Source organism: Massilia timonae CCUG 45783, from assembly GCF_000315425.1.
GTDB classification, from domain to species: Bacteria; Pseudomonadota; Gammaproteobacteria; order Burkholderiales; family Burkholderiaceae_D; genus Telluria; species Telluria timonae.
Genome location: NZ_JH992926.1, coordinates 520,263 through 537,686 on the forward strand (window position 1 = coordinate 520,263; position 17,424 = coordinate 537,686).

General features: G+C 64.5%; 13 protein-coding genes and 1 tRNA gene. 6 read left to right on the plus strand and 8 right to left on the minus strand.

The features are described 5' to 3' along the window. Window positions 1-147 precede the first annotated feature (147 nt). The 7 genes from lon to HMPREF9710_RS25125 form a co-directional block, all read right to left on the minus strand. Complete coding sequence (gene lon / locus HMPREF9710_RS25095) at window positions 148-2,562, minus strand: endopeptidase La (protein WP_005671142.1); 2,415 nt, start codon at window positions 2,560-2,562, stop codon at window positions 148-150. 272 nt (window positions 2,563-2,834) lie between these two features. Continuing rightward, window positions 2,835-4,103: an ATP-dependent Clp protease ATP-binding subunit ClpX gene (gene clpX / locus HMPREF9710_RS25100; RefSeq protein WP_005671144.1), complete on the minus strand. Its 1,269-nt coding sequence runs from the start codon at window positions 4,101-4,103 to the stop codon at window positions 2,835-2,837. 182 nt (window positions 4,104-4,285) lie between these two features. Beyond that, entirely contained in the window at window positions 4,286-4,909 is a 624-nt protein-coding gene (gene clpP, locus HMPREF9710_RS25105) for an ATP-dependent Clp endopeptidase proteolytic subunit ClpP (protein ID WP_005671146.1), read from the minus strand. A 70-nt stretch (window positions 4,910-4,979) separates the two neighbouring features. After that, window positions 4,980-6,320, minus strand: coding sequence for a trigger factor (tig, locus tag HMPREF9710_RS25110; protein ID WP_005671148.1), 1,341 nt, complete (start codon window positions 6,318-6,320; stop codon window positions 4,980-4,982). A 31-nt stretch (window positions 6,321-6,351) separates the two neighbouring features. Then, window positions 6,352-6,438 (minus strand) — tRNA-Leu (locus tag HMPREF9710_RS25115). 242 nt (window positions 6,439-6,680) lie between these two features. Then, window positions 6,681-9,770, minus strand: coding sequence for an efflux RND transporter permease subunit (locus tag HMPREF9710_RS25120; protein ID WP_005671151.1), 3,090 nt, complete (start codon window positions 9,768-9,770; stop codon window positions 6,681-6,683). After that, on the minus strand, window positions 9,767-10,918 hold the full coding sequence (locus HMPREF9710_RS25125) for an efflux RND transporter periplasmic adaptor subunit (protein WP_005671153.1): 1,152 nt from the start codon (window positions 10,916-10,918) through the stop codon (window positions 9,767-9,769). Before HMPREF9710_RS25125 ends, HMPREF9710_RS25120 begins: the two co-directional genes overlap by 4 nt. A gap of 142 nt (window positions 10,919-11,060) precedes the next feature. Here HMPREF9710_RS25125 and hpnC point away from each other — a divergent pair, with 142 nt between their 5' ends. From hpnC to HMPREF9710_RS25150, 6 genes are all read left to right on the plus strand, one after another. Beyond that, on the plus strand, window positions 11,061-11,870 hold the full coding sequence (gene hpnC / locus HMPREF9710_RS25130; protein ID WP_005671154.1) for a squalene synthase HpnC: 810 nt from the start codon (window positions 11,061-11,063) through the stop codon (window positions 11,868-11,870). A gap of 108 nt (window positions 11,871-11,978) precedes the next feature. After that, a complete protein-coding gene (hpnD, locus tag HMPREF9710_RS25135; RefSeq protein ID WP_005671157.1) occupies window positions 11,979-12,812 on the plus strand; it encodes a presqualene diphosphate synthase HpnD in 834 nt (277 codons plus the stop codon). Next, window positions 12,799-14,208: a hydroxysqualene dehydroxylase HpnE gene (gene hpnE, locus HMPREF9710_RS25140; RefSeq protein ID WP_005671159.1), complete on the plus strand. Its 1,410-nt coding sequence runs from the start codon at window positions 12,799-12,801 to the stop codon at window positions 14,206-14,208. Before hpnD ends, hpnE begins: the two co-directional genes overlap by 14 nt. A 31-nt stretch (window positions 14,209-14,239) precedes the next feature. Next, on the plus strand, window positions 14,240-14,398 hold the full coding sequence (locus tag HMPREF9710_RS28140; RefSeq protein WP_005671162.1) for a hypothetical protein: 159 nt from the start codon (window positions 14,240-14,242) through the stop codon (window positions 14,396-14,398). A 17-nt stretch (window positions 14,399-14,415) separates the two neighbouring features. Beyond that, complete coding sequence (locus HMPREF9710_RS25145; RefSeq protein ID WP_005671164.1) at window positions 14,416-15,213, plus strand: DUF1700 domain-containing protein; 798 nt, start codon at window positions 14,416-14,418, stop codon at window positions 15,211-15,213. A 19-nt stretch (window positions 15,214-15,232) separates the two neighbouring features. Beyond that, a complete protein-coding gene (locus HMPREF9710_RS25150) occupies window positions 15,233-16,027 on the plus strand; it encodes a GIN domain-containing protein (RefSeq protein ID WP_229409931.1) in 795 nt (264 codons plus the stop codon). 172 nt (window positions 16,028-16,199) lie between these two features. On the opposite strand, the gene HMPREF9710_RS25155 is transcribed toward HMPREF9710_RS25150, so the two are convergent. Next, complete coding sequence (locus tag HMPREF9710_RS25155; protein ID WP_005671168.1) at window positions 16,200-17,417, minus strand: YeeE/YedE family protein; 1,218 nt, start codon at window positions 17,415-17,417, stop codon at window positions 16,200-16,202. Between the last annotated feature and the right edge of the window lie 7 nt (window positions 17,418-17,424).

A 17,424-nucleotide genomic window follows, 5' to 3' on the forward strand; every position in this document is an offset into this window, starting at 1 on the left:
TACTTTGCGCAACAGGGGACATTTCTATTTAGCGTTGACAGTCGAGGACGGCTTCGGTCGATCGGCAACGGCGCCCGTCAATACAGGCGGTGCGGGCAAAAAAACAGGCGCCGCATGGGCGCCTGATTCATGAACTACGCGACGTGCTTAGTGCTTGACCACTTCGCCCTGCCCTTCGCTCGGGGCCGGCGCCACGGCGACCGCAGGCACATCGGACAGCGCTTCCGGCTGGCGTTCCAGCGCCACCTCGAGGACCTTTTCGATCCAGCGCACCGGCACGATCTCGAGCTTGTTCTTGACGTTGTCCGGGATCTCGGCCAAGTCCTTCACGTTCTGCTCGGGGATCAGGACCGTCTTGATGCCGCCGCGATGCGCCGCCAGCAGCTTCTCTTTCAGGCCGCCGATCGGCAGCACCTCGCCGCGCAGCGTGATCTCGCCCGTCATCGCCACGTCGGCGCGCACCGGGATGCCGGTGAAGGCCGAGACCAGCGCGGTCGTCATGCCGATGCCGGCGGACGGACCGTCCTTCGGCGTCGCGCCTTCCGGCACGTGGATGTGGATGTCGGTCTTCTCGAACACTTCGTTCTTGATGCCGAAGCGCTGTGCGCGCGAACGCACCACGGTGCGGGCGGCCTCGATCGATTCCTTCATCACGTCGCCCAGCGTGCCGGTGCGGATGATGCCGCCTTTACCCGGGACGTTGACCGCTTCGATGGTCAACAGGTCGCCGCCGACTTCGGTCCAGGCCAGGCCGACCACCTGGCCGATCTGGTTGTCCTTCTCGGCCACGCCGAAGTCGTAGCGGCGCACGCCCAGGAATTTATCCAGGTTCTTGGCGCTCACGATCACGCGCTTCTCGGCCGCTGTCGAACCCTTCTTCAGCAGCAGCATCTTGACCACCTTGCGGCAGATCTTCGACACTTCGCGCTCGAGCGAACGCACGCCGGCTTCGCGGGTGTAATAGCGGATGATGTCGCGGATCGCCGACTCTTCGACCTTGATCTCGTCTTCCTTCAGGCCGTTGTTCTTCATCTGCTTCGGCAGCAGGTAGCGCTGGGCGATCGAGGTCTTCTCGTCTTCGGTGTAACCCGACAGGCGAATGACTTCCATCCGGTCCAGCAGCGCCGGCGGGATGTTGAACGAGTTCGAGGTCGCCACGAACATCACGTCCGACAGGTCGAAGTCGACTTCCAGGTAGTGGTCCGAGAAGGTGTGGTTCTGTTCCGGGTCCAGCACCTCGAGCAGGGCCGACGACGGGTCGCCACGGAAGTCCGCGCCCATCTTGTCGATCTCGTCGAGCAGGAACAGCGGATTGCGCACGCCGACCTTGGCCAGCGACTGCAGCACCTTGCCCGGCATCGAGCCGATATAGGTGCGGCGGTGGCCGCGGATCTCGGCTTCGTCGCGCACGCCGCCCAGCGCCATGCGCACGAACTTGCGGTTCGTGGCGCGGGCGATCGACTGACCCAAGGACGTCTTACCAACACCAGGAGGACCGACGAAGCACAGGATCGGCGCCTTGAGCTTGTCGACGCGCTGCTGCACCGCGAGGTATTCCAGGATGCGTTCCTTGATCTTGTCGAGGCCGTAGTGGTCCTGCTCGAGCACGTTCTGGGCGTTCTCGAGGTCGGCGGTGACCTTCGACTTCTTCTTCCATGGCAGCGACACCAGGGTATCGATGTAGTTGCGCACCACGGTGGCTTCGGCCGACATCGGCGACATCAGCTTGAGCTTGCGGATCTCGGCCTGGGCTTTTTCCAGGGCTTCCTTCGGCATCTTGGCGGCGATGACCTTCTTCTCGAGTTCCTCGATGTCGGCGCCCTCTTCGCCTTCGCCCAGTTCCTTCTGGATCGCCTTGACCTGTTCGTTCAGGTAGTACTCGCGCTGCGATTTTTCCATCTGGCGCTTGACGCGGCCACGGATGCGCTTCTCGACCTGCAGGATGTCCAGTTCGCCCTCCAGCTGGCCGAGCAGATGCTCCAGGCGCTTGGCGACGTTGAAGATCTCGAGGATCACCTGCTTTTGCTCGAGCTTGAGCGGCAGGTGGGCGGCGACGGTATCGGCCAGGCGGCCGGCGTCGTCGATGCCGGCCAGCGAAGCCAGGATCTCGGGCGGAATCTTTTTATTCAGTTTGACGTACTGGTCGAACTGCTGGACGATCGCACGGCGCATCGCTTCGACTTCGGAATCGTCGCCGATTTCCGAATTGAGCGGCGTGAGGTCGGCCACGAAATGGGTGGCGCCATCGGTAATATTATCGATGCGCGCGCGCTGGGAACCTTCCACCAGCACCTTCACGGTGCCGTCCGGGAGTTTCAGCATTTGCAGAATATTAGCCACGCAGCCGATCTCGTAGATGTCTGCGGCTGAGGGTTCGTCCTTGGCGGCGGCCTTCTGGGCAGCCAGCATGATGCTCTTGCCCTGCTCCATTGCGGCTTCGAGCGCCTTGATGGATTTTGGACGGCCGACGAACAGAGGTATCACCATATGCGGGAACACAACCACATCGCGCAACGGCAGAAGCGGCAGCGTCGTTTGCTCGGTTAATTTCGAAGTTGTCATGGCATACCTTATAGAAAGCGTGTTGCTGAACTTGGGCGCTGGGCAGTGAAAACACAAGGGCCACCCAGTGAAAATATTTTCTACAAGTAAAAAAGTTTCAACTTGCCGAAGAATATAGCCGTTCCAATAAAAGTGCCGTTAAAAACGAAAAAGCCACCGCGCGGCGCGCCGCGAGTGGCTTTTCGATTGAAGCCGAAGTCTTTTATTGAGATTGATTGTACCTAGTTAAGTCCGCACGGCAAGCCTTTTTGTAGCGTGCGTGCGGGCTTTTTTCAGTTCTCTCCCGAAGCCTTCGCGGTTTCGCTATAAATCAGCAAAGGTTTCGCGCCATTCGTGATCGTATTTTCATCGATGACGACTTTCACGACGTTTTGCTGGCTTGGCAATTCATACATCACGTCCAGCAGCGCGTGCTCGAGAATCGAACGCAGGCCGCGCGCGCCGGTCTTGCGCGCCAGCGCCTTCTTGGCGATCGCGTGCAGGGCGGCGGGACGGATTTCCAGCTCGGCGCCTTCCATCTCGAGCAGCTTCGAATACTGCTTGATCAGGGCGTTCTTCGGCTCGACCAGGATCTGGATCAGCGCTTCTTCGGTCAGTTCCGACAGCGCGGCCACCACCGGCAGGCGGCCGACCAGCTCGGGGATGAGACCGAACTTGATCAGGTCTTCCGGCTCGGCTTCGAGCAGGATCTCGGCGTTGTAGTCGTCGTTCTGGCTCTTGACCGTGGCGCCGAAACCGATGCCGCTCTTGACCGAACGGTTCTGGATCACCTTGGCCAGGCCGTCGAAGGCGCCGCCGCAGATGAACATGATGTTGGTCGTGTCGATCTGCACGAAATCCTGGTTCGGATGCTTGCGGCCACCCTGCGGCGGCACCGACGCCATCGTGCCCTCGATCAGCTTGAGCAGCGCCTGCTGCACGCCTTCGCCCGAGACGTCGCGGGTGATCGATGGATTGTCGGACTTGCGCGAAATCTTGTCGATCTCGTCGATGTAGACGATGCCGCGCTGCGCCTTTTCGACTTCATAGTTGCAGCTCTGCAGCAGCTTCTGGATGATGTTCTCGACGTCCTCGCCGACATAACCGGCTTCGGTGAGCGTGGTCGCATCGGCGATCACGAACGGCACGTTGAGCATGCGCGCCAGGGTCTGGGCCAGCAGGGTCTTGCCGGAGCCGGTCGGGCCCACGAGCAGAATATTGCTCTTGGCCAGTTCGACTTCGTCTTTCTTGCCCAGGTGCTTGAGGCGCTTGTAATGGTTGTACACCGCCACCGACAGGATACGCTTGGCCGTTTGCTGGCCGATCACGTACTGGTCGAGCAGTTCGGTGATTTCGTGTGGCGTCGGCAGGTCGGACTTGGCGCCCGCCACCGTTTCGACGTTCGACGTTTCATCGCGGATGATGTCGTTGCACAGGTCGATGCATTCATCGCAGATGAACACCGACGGTCCCGCGATCAGCTTCTTGACTTCGTGCTGGCTCTTTCCGCAGAAGGAGCAGTACAGAAGTTTTTCGCCGCTGGAGGATTTTTTGTCTGACATGGGGGCAGGACTCTATTGAATTGCTGTGAATATAACGCTTATACACGTACGCAACAAGTGCGAATGTTACACGCTGACGAGGCAGCGCAACTTGTGCACGTACGAACATGCTACCCGAAATAAAAAACAAACGCCCGAACGTGATCGCGTCCGGGCGTTTTTTTCCAACACCTCTAAGAGGTTCAGGCTTGGCCGCGGCTGGTCAGGACCTTGTCGATCATGCCATATTCGACGGATTCTTCCGCGGACATGAAGCGGTCGCGGTCGGTATCCTTGTGGATCTGCTCGATGCTCTGGCCGGTGTTGTCGGCCATGATGCGCGCCAGGCGCTCGCGCAGGTACAGGATTTCCTTGGCCTGGATTTCGATATCCGACGCCATGCCCTGCGATCCGCCCGATGGCTGGTGGATCATGACGCGCGAGTTCGGCAGCGAGAAGCGCTTGCCCTTGGCGCCGGCGGCCAGCAGGAAGGCGCCCATCGAGGCGGCCAGACCCGTGCACAGGGTCGAGACGTCGGGCTTGATGAAGTTCATCGTGTCGAAGATCGCCAGGCCCGCCGAGACGGAACCGCCCGGGGAATTAATGTAGAGCGAAATATCCTTGTCAGGATTTTCACTTTCCAGGAACAGCATCTGGGCGACGATCAGGTTCGCCATCTGGTCGTTGACAGGACCGACCAGGAAGATCACGCGCTCCTTCAAGAGGCGCGAATAGATGTCATAGGCGCGCTCGCCGCGGCCACTCTGTTCGATCACCATCGGCACCATGCCGAGTGCTTGTGTATCCAATGCCGGATTACGAATCATACCTGTCTCGTTCCTTATAAAGAGGCCATTGAAAAAAATGCCGGCCCTGGAGGCCGGCAAGTTCGATTCTTTAGGCCTGTGGGACGCTGCCCATCAGTTCATCGAAAGCGATGGTCGTGGTCGACACTTTCGCCTTGCCGAGTACATAGTTGACGACGTTTTCTTCCAATACAAGAGCTTCGACTTCACCCAGGCGACGACGGTCGCTGAAGTAGTACTTCAGGACTTCTTTCGGATCTTCGTAGCTTTGCGAGAAGTCTTCGATCTGGGCCTTCACCTGCTCTTGGGTAGCTTGCAGGTTGTTATCGGCGACCAGTTGCGACAGGATCAGGCCCAGGCGCACGCGGCGCTCTGCCTTGTCCTTGAACATCTCGGCCGGGAATGGCAGCTTGGACACGTCCATGCCGCGCTGCGCCATGTCCTGGCGGGTCATTTCGGCCAGGCGTTCCGAATCTTGCTCGATCATGACTTGCGGCACGTCCAGTTCGGTCGACTTGACCAGGGCGTCCATCACGGCTTCCTTGTTACGTGCTTTGACACGGGCGCGCACTTCGCGTTCCAGGTTGACCTTGATGTCTTCGCGCATTTTGTCGATCGAGCCGTCTTCGATGCCCAGCGATTGGGCGAATTCGGCGTCGACTTCCGGCAGGTGCGCCCACTCCAGGGCCTTCAGGGTGATGGTGAACTCGGCGGTTTTACCGGCCACGTCCTTGCCATGGTAGTCCTCCGGGAAGGCCAGCGGGAAAGTCTTGCTTTCGCCGACTTTCAGGCCCACGGTCGCGGCTTCGAATTCCGGCAGCATGCGGCCTTCGCCCAGCACGAAGGCGTAGTCTTCAGCCTTGCCGCCAGCGAATTCGACGCCGTCCAGGGTGCCGACGAAGTCGACGGTCACGCGGTCGCCGTTGGCAGCCACGGCTTCGCCGCCGGTGCCGTGCTCGCCTGCCTCACCTTTGGTGTGGTAGTGCACGCGCTGCTTGCGCAGGATGTCGATGGTCTTGTCGATCTCGACGTCGCTGACGTCGGTCGAAACGGTTTCGACTTCGACGGCAGCCAGGTCGCCGATCACGACTTCCGGGTACACTTCGAAGGTGGCGTCGAAGGACAGGGTGCCTTCAGGCGCATCTTGCTTCGGTTCGATTTTCGGGAAACCGGCAACGCGCAGTTCGTTCTCGACGGCGGCGTCGTTGAAAGCGCGGCCGACCTTGTCGTTCAGCACGTCGGTTTCGATCTGGTAGCCGTACTGGGCAGCAACCATCTTCAGGGGCACTTTACCTGGACGGAAGCCCGGCGCGCGGGCCGTCTTGGCCTGCTGTTTCAGGCGCTTTTCGACTTCGGTACGGACGTCAGCGACCGGAAAAGAGATCGTCAAGCGACGCTCGAGTTTACCCAGGGTTTCGACTGCAGTTGCCATTGTAAAAATCGTCCAAAAAAATAATTATTCGTGGTGCGAGGAGGGGGACTCGAACCCCCACACCATTGCTGGCGTCAGGACCTAAACCTGGTGCGTCTACCAATTTCGCCATCCTCGCTCAGGATTGCATAATTGCCACAAAAACAAAGGACGACCGACAGTGAAACCGGCCGCCCTGCACTCCAATGTTTAGGGGCTACAACTTCAAACGATTATTTTACTGGAATTTCTGACACTATTGGGCATCATTTTTAGGAGTGCGGGGTATCGCGCAATGAATCTTGCAGCTCATCCGTATATCGGACGCGTGGACGGCGAACCGCCCACCCTGCCCCGTCCACCCTGCCCCGCCCACGCCAATCACGATTCCGGCTTCTTGACACGGAACCACGTCGCATACAAGGCCGGCAAGAACAGCAAGGTCAACGCAGTGGCCACGATCAGGCCGCCCATGATCGCCACCGCCATCGGTCCCCAGAACGTCGACCTCGACAGCGGGATCATGGCCAGCGCCGCGGCGGCGGCCGTCAACAGGATCGGCCGGCAACGCCGCACCGCCGATTCCACGATCGCATCCCATGGATGGCTGCCATTGGCGATGTCATGCTCGATCTGGTCGACCAGGATCACCGAGTTGCGGATGATCATCCCGAACAACGCGATCACGCCAAGATTGGCGACGAAGCCGAACGGCCGGTCCAGGATCAGGAGCGCCATCGCCGCACCCGCCACGCCCAGCGGACCGGTGAGGAACACCAGCAGCGAACGCGAGAAGCTGTGCAGCTGCAGCATCAGCAAGGTAAAGGTGATGAACAGCACCAGCGGCACATTGGCCATGATCGAGGCCTCCGCCTCGGAGCTGTCGGCCGCGGCGCCCTCCACCGTCACGCGGTAGCCGGCCGGCAACTTGGACCGGATATCGGCGAGTCTGGCATCGACCTGGTCGGTCACGGTCGGCCCCTGGATGCCCTCCACCACGTCGGACTGCACCATGATCGCCCACTCGCGGCCCTCGCGCCAGACCACGCCCGGCTCCCACACGAACTGCACCCGCGCGACCTGGCTGATGGTGACGGCGCGTCCGCCGGCGGTCGGCACCAGGGCTTCCTGCAAGCGGGTGATGGTCGAACGCTCTTCCAGCGGCTGGCGCACCACCATGTCGATCAGGCGGTTCGATTCGCGGAACTGGCCGATCGGGGTGCCGCTCAGGGTGGTCTGCACCACGCGCCGCACCTGTTGCGAGGTCACGCCCAGCGCGCGCAGCTTGTCCTGGTCGAGGTCCAGGCGCAGCACCTTGACCGATTCGTTCCAGTTGTCGTTCACGCCCAGCGTGTTCGGATTGGCGGCCATCACTTCCTTGACCCCGTCGGCGATGGTGCGCACCACGCCGATGTCCGGGCCCAGCACCTGGAACTGCACCGGATACGGCACCGGCGGCCCGTTCGGCAGCAGTTTCACGCGTCCGCGCACCTCAGGGAAGTCGGTCTTGAATACCTCGATGATCTTCATGCGCAGGCGCTCGCGCGCCTCTGTATCGACCGGGAGCACCACCAGCTGCGAGACGTTCGACTGCGGGAAGATCTGGTCCAGCGGCAGGTAGAAGCGCGGGCTGCCGGTGCCGACGTAGCTCGTCACGCTCTGCACCCCCTCCTGCTTCGCCAGGAAGGACTCGAAGCGCTTCACGACGGCTTCGTTGGCGGCGAAGCTGGTGCCTTCGGGCGACCACATTTCCACCATCAGCTCGGGGCGGCTCGAATCCGGGAAGAACTGCTTCTCGATGAAATTGAAGCCGAACACGCCCAGCGCGAACACGCCCAGGCTCAGCGCGATCGTGGTTTTCCTCCACTCGACGCAGCGGTTCACCAGGCGCCGGAAGCGCTGGTAGCCGGGCGTATCGAACACGTCGTGATGACCGCCCTCGCCGGCGGCATGCGGCTTGACCTTCAGCAGCAGGAAGCCGATATAAGGAGTAAACGTGACAGCCACGACCCACGAGATCAGCAGCGCCAGCCCGTTCACCGAGAACATCGTGAACGTGTACTCTCCGGCGGCCGATTCGGCCAGGCCGATCGGCAGGAAGCCCGCCGCCGTGATCAGGGTGCCGGTCAGCATCGGCATCGCGGTCGAGGTGTAGGCGAAGGTGGCCGCCTCGAAGCGGGACAGACCCTCTTCCATCTTGCGCACCATCATCTCCACCGCGATGATGGCGTCGTCCACCAGGAGGCCCAGGGCGATGATCAGGGCGCCCAGCGAAATCTTGTGCAGCGAAATGTCCAGCATGCGCATGAACAGGAAGGTGATCGCCAGCACCAGCGGGATCGACAGCGCCACCACCAGGCCCGGATACACGTCCACGCGCCACTTCGGCTTGGTATGCAGGCCCAGGGCCAGGAAGGACACGATCAGCACGATCACCACCGCCTCGATCAGCACCTTGACGAACTCGCCGACCGAGGCCGTCACCGCCTGCGGCTGGTCGGCCACCCGTTCGAGCTCGATGCCGACCGGGAGCTGGGAGCGGATGCGCGCGACCGTCTCGCTCAAGCCTTCGCCCATGCTGATGATGTTGCCGCCCTTTTGCATCGACACGCCCAGGCCGATCACTTCCTTGCCGTTGAAGCGCATCTTCTCCGCCGGCGGATCCTGGTAGCCGCGCTTGACGGTGGCGAAGTCGCCCAGGCGGAAGGTGGTGCCGCCGGCGCGCAGCTGCAGGTCCTCGATCTGGCCCAGCGTGCGCAGCGCGCCCGTCACCCGCACCTGCAGGTTGTCGCTCGGCGTCACCAGCACGCCACTGGCTTCGATCTCGTTCTGGGTCGCGATCTGGTTGACGATCTGCTCGAACGGCACGCCCAGCTGGGCGAACTTCTTGCTCGAGAATTCGATATACACTTTCTCGTCCTGCACCCCGAACTGCTCGACCTTGGCCACCAACGGCACGCGCAGCAGCTGCTGGCGCACGAAGTCGGCATAGTCGCGCATCTCGGCGTAGGTGAAGCCGTCGCCCGACAGCGCGAAGATGGAGCCGTAGGTGTCGCCGAATTCATCGTTGAAGAACGGTCCGATCACGCCCTGCGGCAGGGTGCCCGCGATATCGCCGATCTTCTTGCGCACCTGGTACCAGGCCGGCGAGGTTTCGGACGGCGGCGTCGATTCGCGCAGCTCGAGGATGATGGTGGTTTCGCCCGGCTTGGAAAAGCTGCGGATGGTGTGGATATAGGGCGTCTCCTGGAGCTTGCGTTCCAGCGGGTCGGTCACCTGCTCGGCCATCTGCAGCGCGGTGGCGCCCGGCCACACGGCGCGCACCACCATCGCGCGGAAGGTGAAGGGCGGATCCTCGTCCTGGCCCAGCTCGAAGTAACTGAGGATCCCGAACAGCATGCAGGCGGCGATCAGGAAACGCGTGAGCGGAATGTGCTCCAGCGCCCAGCGCGACAGGTTGAAGCCCTTCATTTGCGGCCCTCGCCGGATACGAGCGCTTCGGTGTCGGCGCGGCGCGAGACGTCAGCGGTCAGGATGCGCACCTTCTGGCCATTCTTCAGCAGGTTGACGCCGGCGGTGACGACTTTCTGGCCGGCGCTGATTTGCCCACCGAGCTGGCCCGTCACCAGCACGTCATTGCGCACCTGTCCGACCACCTGCACCGGCACCAGCTTGACGGCGCCGTTCTCGACGATCCAGACGGCGCTGGCGCCCTTCTGCTGCACCAGCGCGGTCAAGGGCAGGCGCAGGCCAGCCGCGCCATTGCCGCTTGTCGCCAGTTCGACCGTCGCGGTCATGCCCAGCCGTACTTCGGCGCTCTCGGGAAGCGCCACTTTCACCGTATAGGTACGGGTGGCCGGATCGGCCACCGGCGACACCTCGCGGATCTTGCCGGGGATCGCCACGGCCTCGTTGGCCCACAGGCGCACGGTGACGTCGCTGGCAGCGCGCAGCTGACCGACCTTGTCTTCGGGGATGCCGATCACCACTTCCTTCTCGACCGTGCGCGCCACGCGCACCACCGGGCTGCCCGGTTGCACCACCTGGCCCACTTCGGCCTCGATGGCGGTCACCACGCCGTCGGCGTCGGCCGTCAGGCTCGTATAGTTGGACTGGTTGGCCTGGCCGCGCAGGCCGGCGCGGGCGGCGTCGACATTGGCCTGGGCCGCCTTCAGGGCGCTTTGCTTGGTGTCGAGCACGGCCTGGCTGACGAAATTCTGGGCGCGCAGGTCGACGTGGCGCTTGTAGTCGGCGCGCGCCAGATCGCGCTCGGTCTCGGCCGCGCGCAGGGTGGCCCTGGCCTGGGTTTCGGCCAGGCGCAGGTCTTGCGGGTCGAGCCGCATCAGCACGTCGCCACGCCTGACCGTGGCGCCGACGTCCACCTTGCGCTCGACGATCTTGCCGCCGACCCGGAAACCGAGCTGCGACTCGTAGCGTGGGCGCACGTCGCCGGAGAACTCCAGGCGCTCACCCGCGCTATCGACGGCCAGGGTGGTCACGCGCACCGGACGCACGTCTTCGGGCGGCGGGGCGGGCTTGGAACAGGCGAGGAGCGCGGCGGCGGCAAGCGGCGCCAGCACGGCCGCGCGCAGGGCGGAAGAAGAAAATCGGGAAAACACAGTGGCAATCCTTTGGCTGATCTTGCGGCGTCTCGGGCCGGAGCTGGCTGCGCATGAGGGGTACATGAACGCCAGTTTGTATTCCAGCAATTATAATCATGCAAATAGATAAATCAGATGACTTTAGAGTCATCCGTCCAAAATGGCCGTAGACCACTACGAAAACTTTCCTGTCGCCTCGATCCTGCTGCCGCGCCGCCTGGTGCCGGCGGTCGAGGCGATCTATGCCTTCGCGCGCAGCGCCGACGACCTGGCCGACGAAGGCCATGCCACGCCGGATGAGCGGCTGGCCGCCCTTGAAGCCTACGAACGTGAATTGGACCTGATCGATGTCGGCGCGACGTCGTCGCATCCGATGTTCGCCCGTCTGGCCGGCGTCGTCGCCCAGTATCGCCTGCCGCTGGACCCGATGCGCGACCTGCTGTCGGCCTTCAAGCAGGACGTCGTCACCCAGCGCTATGCCGACTATGCCAGCCTGCTCGATTACTGCCGCCGCTCGGCCGATCCGGTCGGGCGCCTGATGCTGGCGCTGTACGGCGCCGACGACGCCCATAACGTGCGCGACGCCGACGCCATCTGCAGCGCGCTGCAGCTGACGAACTTCTTGCAGGACGTGGCGATCGACCTCGAGAAGGGCCGCATTTATCTTCCGCTGGAGGACCTGGCGCGCTTCAAGGTGAGCGAGGCGGCGCTGCGCGCGGGCACGGTCGACGCGCCGTTCCAGGCGCTGATGCGCTTCGAGGTCGAGCGCACCCGCGCGCTGATGCTGTCCGGCGCCCCGCTGGCCAAGCGCCTGCCGGGCCGGATCGGCTGGGAGCTGCGGATGGTGGTCCAGGGCGGGCTGCGCATCCTCGACCGCATCGAACACGCCGGCTACGACGTGTTCCGGCGCCGTCCGGTGCTGTCGGCGCCCGACTGGTTCATGGTCGGCTGGGGCGCATTACGTATGTAATAACCCTTCGGGCAACCCCGATTTCACGCTCATCGGATAAGATAGCGGATTGACAGCGCGCCGGGACCCGATCCGGCCGCGCCCCGACCAGCATTTCACGACGATTTCATGTCTCCAGACGAATACTGCCAGCAAAAGACCGTCCAGAGCGGCTCCAGTTTCTACTACAGCTTCCTGTTCCTTCCGCCCGAGCGCCGGCGCGCGATCACGGCGCTGTACGCCTTCTGCCGCGAAGTCGACGACACCGTCGACGAGGCGACCGATGGCTCGGTGGCGCGCATCAAGCTGGCCTGGTGGCGCACCGAGGTCTCGAAGATGTATTCGGGCACCCATACCCACCCGGTGATGCTGGCCCTGCAGCCGCACGTCGCCACCTATCAACTGGAAGAAAAACACCTGCTGGCCATCGTCGACGGCATGGAGATGGACCTCGACCAGAGCCGCTACCTCGACTACCCCGGCCTGCAGCGCTATTGCTGGCACGTGGCGGGCGTGGTCGGCATCCTGTCGGCCAGCATCTTCGGCTACACCAATCCGCAGACCCTGGCGTATGCCGAAAAGCTCGGCCTGGCGTTCCAGCTGACGAACATCATCCGCGACGTCGGCGACGATGCGCGCAAGGGCCGCATCTACCTGCCGGTCAACGACCTGCAGCAGTTCGGCGTCACCGCCAACGACCTGCTCAAGCTGCAGCACAGCGACAAGTTCGAAGCGCTGATGCGCTTCCAGGCCGAGCGCGCGCAAACCATCTACGACGAGGCCCTGGCCCTGCTGCCGAAGGAAGACCGGCGCGCCCAGCGTCCCGGCCTGATGATGGCCGCCATCTACCGCACCCTGCTGGACGAGATCCAGCGCGACGGTTTCCACGTGCTCAACCAGCGCATCTCGCTCACGCCACTGCGCAAACTGTGGCTGGCGTGGAAGACCTATGTCCGCACCTAGCATGCGGGTTGCGGTTGCCGGCGGCGGCTGGGCCGGCTGCGCGGCGGCGGTCGAGCTGGCGCGCCAGGGCTGCCAGGTGACCTTGTACGAGGCTGCCCGCAGCCTGGGCGGGCGCGCGCGCGGCGTCGAAGTGCGCGGCGTGGAACTGGACAATGGCCAGCACATCCTGCTGGGCGCCTACCGCGCATCGCTGCGCCTGATGAAACAGGTGGGCGTCGACGAAAAGACAGCATTCCTGCGCCTGCCGGTCCAGATGCGCTATCCCGCGGGGGGCGACGGCATGGACTTCGCCGCGCCACGCCTGCCGGCGCCGCTGCACCTGGCGTTCGCCCTGCTGCGCGCCAAGGGCCTCGAGCGCGCCGACAAGCTGGCCCTGGCCCGCTTCAACAGCGCCGGGCGCTGGATGGGCTGGCAGCTGAACGACGACTGCACGGTGCTCGAGCTGCTCGAGCGTTTCGACCAGACCGAACGACTGACACGCTTGATGTGGCGCCCGCTGTGCATCGCGGCCCTGAACACGCCGCCGGAACGCGCCTCGGCCAATGTGTTCCTGGCGGTGCTGCGCGACAGCCTGGGCGCCAGCCGGCGCGCGGCCTCCGACATGCTGCTGCCGCGCCTGCCGATGGGGGCGCTGTTCCCGGAACCGGCCGGCGCCTGGCTCGAGCGCCAGGGTCATGCCGTGCGCCTGGGCGTGAAGGTCGCGGGCATCAAGCGCGAGGGCGACGGCTGGCAGGTGGAGCCCGGCGGCGACCTGCCGGCCGAGCGCTTCGACGCCGTGGTGCTGGCCACGCCGGCGCCGGTGAGCGCCGCGCTGCTGGCGGGGCTCACCGAAGCCGCCGAGGTGGCCGGCCTGCTCGCGGCCTTCACCCACGAACCGATCGCCACCTGCTACCTGCAATACGCGCCCGGCACCCGGCTCGCGCTGCCGTTCTACGCGCTGCTGGACGACCCTGCGGCACACCGCTGGGGCCAGTTCGTGTTCGACCGCGCCCAGCTGGATGCGGCCCAGGACGGCCTGCTGGCGGTGGTGGTCAGCGCCGCCGGCGACGCGGCGAACCTGCCGCGCGAGCAGCTGGCAGCAGCCATCGCCTCTCAACTGGCCCAGGATTTCGGACGGCCGGAACTGGCGAATCCGACCTGGACCCAGCTGATCACCGAGAAACGCGCGACCTTCAGCTGCACACCCGGACTAGTGCGGCCAGGCAACACCACTGCCCTGCCCGGTCTGGTGCTGGCCGGCGACTACACGGCCAGCGACTACCCGGCCACCCTGGAAACGGCGGTGCGCAGCGGCCAGGCGGCGGCGACGGCCATCCGTGCCTACGGCGCCCTGCCCCGCGAAAAGCGCAGCCTGTCGCACACCCATGGCGCCGCATCAGGCGATTCCGTAAGGTAGCAGCATCAAAAACCGTCTTATGGAAATGACTATGAAACCCCGTCTCGGCCTGCACGCCGTTGCCATCCTTGCCATCCTTGCCATCGTGGCGCTGAGCACCCTGGTGCTGGTCAAGCCAGAACTGATCGGCGGCTCGGCGCATGCGACCGTCCTGGCGATCGGCTCGATCCCGGCCCTCGGCCACCATTGACGGAGCGCCGCAACGACATGGGCAAGCTGGAATACCTCGACGCGCTCAAGCGGGCCCTGATGGGCCTGCCACCGGAAACCCAGGCCAGAACCCTGGCCTGGTACGAGCAGCGTTTCGTCGACGGGAGCGCCGCCGGCCGGCCGGAACACGAGGTGGCCGCCGAGCTGGGCGATCCGCGCCAGGTCGCGGTGACCCTGCGCACCAGCGCCCACCTGGCCGACCTCAAGGATGGCAATAAAGACAAGAAACCATCTGGCAATGTCGCGCGCACCGTCGTCTCGGGCATCGGCCTGTTGATTTTTAATCTGTTCATGCTGATCCCGGCCGCGGTGTTCGCGTCGCTCTTGATGTCGCTCTACCTGTCCGCCTTCGGCGTCTACGTCTCGGGCATCGCCGTGACCGCCAGCGGACTGGCCGGCTCGAACGAACTGATCCTGAGCGCCCCGCTGACGCGCATGGTGATCAGCGACGATGGCGAGCCGGTCGAGTCGCAGACCCGGGTCACAATCGGCGCCAACGGCATCCATGTGTTCGACGAACCGGCGCCTGCTCTTGAAGAGGACAACCCCGAGACGCGCACCGAGCGCGACGACCGCAACTCGCGCTTCATGCGCGGGGCCGAGGCGGTGGCGGAGCGCAAGATCCAGATCACGACCGAGATGGACCCCGGCTCGCGCAGCACGCAAGTGGCCTTCGGCTGCGCGCTGATCCTGGGCGGCATCGCGCTGTTCCTGCTGTCGATCGTCCTCACCAAATACACGCTGCTGGGCATCCGCCGCTACGTGAACATGAACCTGTCGCTGCTGAAGGGATAAGGACACCATGCGCGCCTTGATGAAAATCGGACTCGCCCTGCTGCTGCTGGCCGCCGTGCTGGTGGCGCTGAGCTACAGCATGCTGCGCGCCAACGGCACCACCAGCATCACGGAGCGCCGCGCTGTGTCGCAGGACACCCGCAGCGTGCCTTCCGGCGTCGAGGTCGTCGAACTCGACGGCCCGATCGACCTGAACCTGCGCTACGGCGCCACGCCTGCGCTGCAAGTGAGCGGCGAGCAGCGCATGCTGGGCAATGTCGAGGTGACGGGCGACGGCAACGTGCTGCGCATCGGCATCCGCGGCATGGTGCTGCGCCACCGCGAACCGCTGGTGGTCGGCCTGACCTTGCCGGCCCTGAGTTCGGTCCGGATCGACGGCAGCGGCGACAGCAGCATCAACGGCTTCTCGGGCGACGAGATCGAGGTGCAGTTGAATGGATCGGGCAGCGTGCGCTTCAACGGACGCTTCCGCACCGCCAAGGTGGGCCTGACCGGCAGCGGCGACCTGGACGTGAATGGCGGCGCCGCCATGGACCGGGTCGAGACACGCCTGATGGGATCGGGCCGGATCACCGTGGTCGGCACCGCGCGCGAGCTCGACGCCAGCACCACCGGCTCGGGGCACCTCGACGCCGAGCACCTGCGCGCCGAGGAGGTCACGGTGAGCCAGAGCGGCTCGGGCGACAGTGCGGTGCAGGCGCGCAGCAAGGTGAAGGTGTCGCTCAGTGGCAGCGGCGATGTCGAGGTGTATGGGGATCCGGGTGAGCGCAGCATCAGCCGGGCGGGTAGCGGGAGCGTCAGTTATCACGATTAGCCGGTCTGGACGGCGCTGAACCGAGGCGACCGCCAAATGGTCGCGAAAGTCAGAATGCTGCAACGGCATCCGCTACCTGGACGAACAGGGCAAGGAGACCGAGATCCAGGACGGGTTTATCGGTCTTTCTTCGGTCGGGCCGCGATGCACATCCAATGTGCATCGCTGTCTTTCAGCAACCGCCCAGCTTCACCCGCTCCACTTCCAGCCCGAACAACGGCCGCAAGCGCGTGCCGACCACGTTGCCAACAAACGCCACCACCAGCCACAACCAGCCATGCAGGCTGCCCGAGATGATGCCGCTGAAATAGGCGCCGATATTGCAGCCATAGGCCAGGCGCGCGCCGTAGCCGAGCAGCAGGCCGCCGACCACCGCCGCGACCAGCGAACGCAGTGGCAGCTTCCACACCGGCGCATAGCGGCCGGCCAGCGCCGCCGCCAGCATCGCGCCGAGCACGATGCCGATGTCCATCACCGAAGTCACATCCTTCCACACCGGCGCGGCCAGCGCGGCGGCGTTGGCGCCGCTCGACCAGTAGGTCCAGCTGGCGACGTCGATGCCAGCAAGGGCTGCCGCCTTGGCGCCCCACAGCGCGAAGGCCGAGGTCACGCCCCACGGCCGGCCCGACAGGGCCAGGGTGGCGAAGTTGAGCACCACCAGCGCCAGCGCGCCGGCCACCAGCGGCCACGGACCGCGCAGCCAGCGCGCGCCGCCGGTCGGTTGCGACTGCGCCGCGACCAGCCGGCCGTGGCGGCGCTTCTCGACCACGACCGTGACGGCCGCGATCAGGGCGAACACGAGCAGGTTCAGCGCCAGCGCCGGGGCCAGGCCCAGTTCCTTCACCGCCGACAGCGGCGGCAGTTGCGGCATCGCGGTCCAGAACGGCATGTGGGCGGTGCCGATCAGCGAGCCGACGATGAAGAACAACAGCGTGACGATCATGCGCGTGCTGCCGCCACCGACCGTGTACAGCGTGCCCGAGGCGCAACCGCCGCCCAGCTGCATGCCGATGCCGAAGATGAAGGCGCCGACGATGACGGACGTGCCGGCCGGCTGCACCAGCCCGGTGACCGGGTTGCCGAACAGCGTGCCGCCGGCGAGCGCCGGGAAGAACAACACGACGCCGACGGCCAGCATCAGCATTTGCGCGCGCAGGCCAGCGCCGCGGCCGTCGGCGATGAACACGCGCCAGGCCGAGGTGAAGCCGAAGGCCGCGTGGTACAGGGCGACGCCGAGCAGCGCGCCGACGATGTAGAGCGCGGCCTGGCGCGGACCGACGACCTGCGTCAGGTACCAGGCGCCAAGCACGATGAGCAGGAATGCGACGCCGAAGGGCCGCAGGTTGATGTCGGCGCGTCGTGCGCCGGACAAGGATGCAGAATTGGTCATGAGTGAC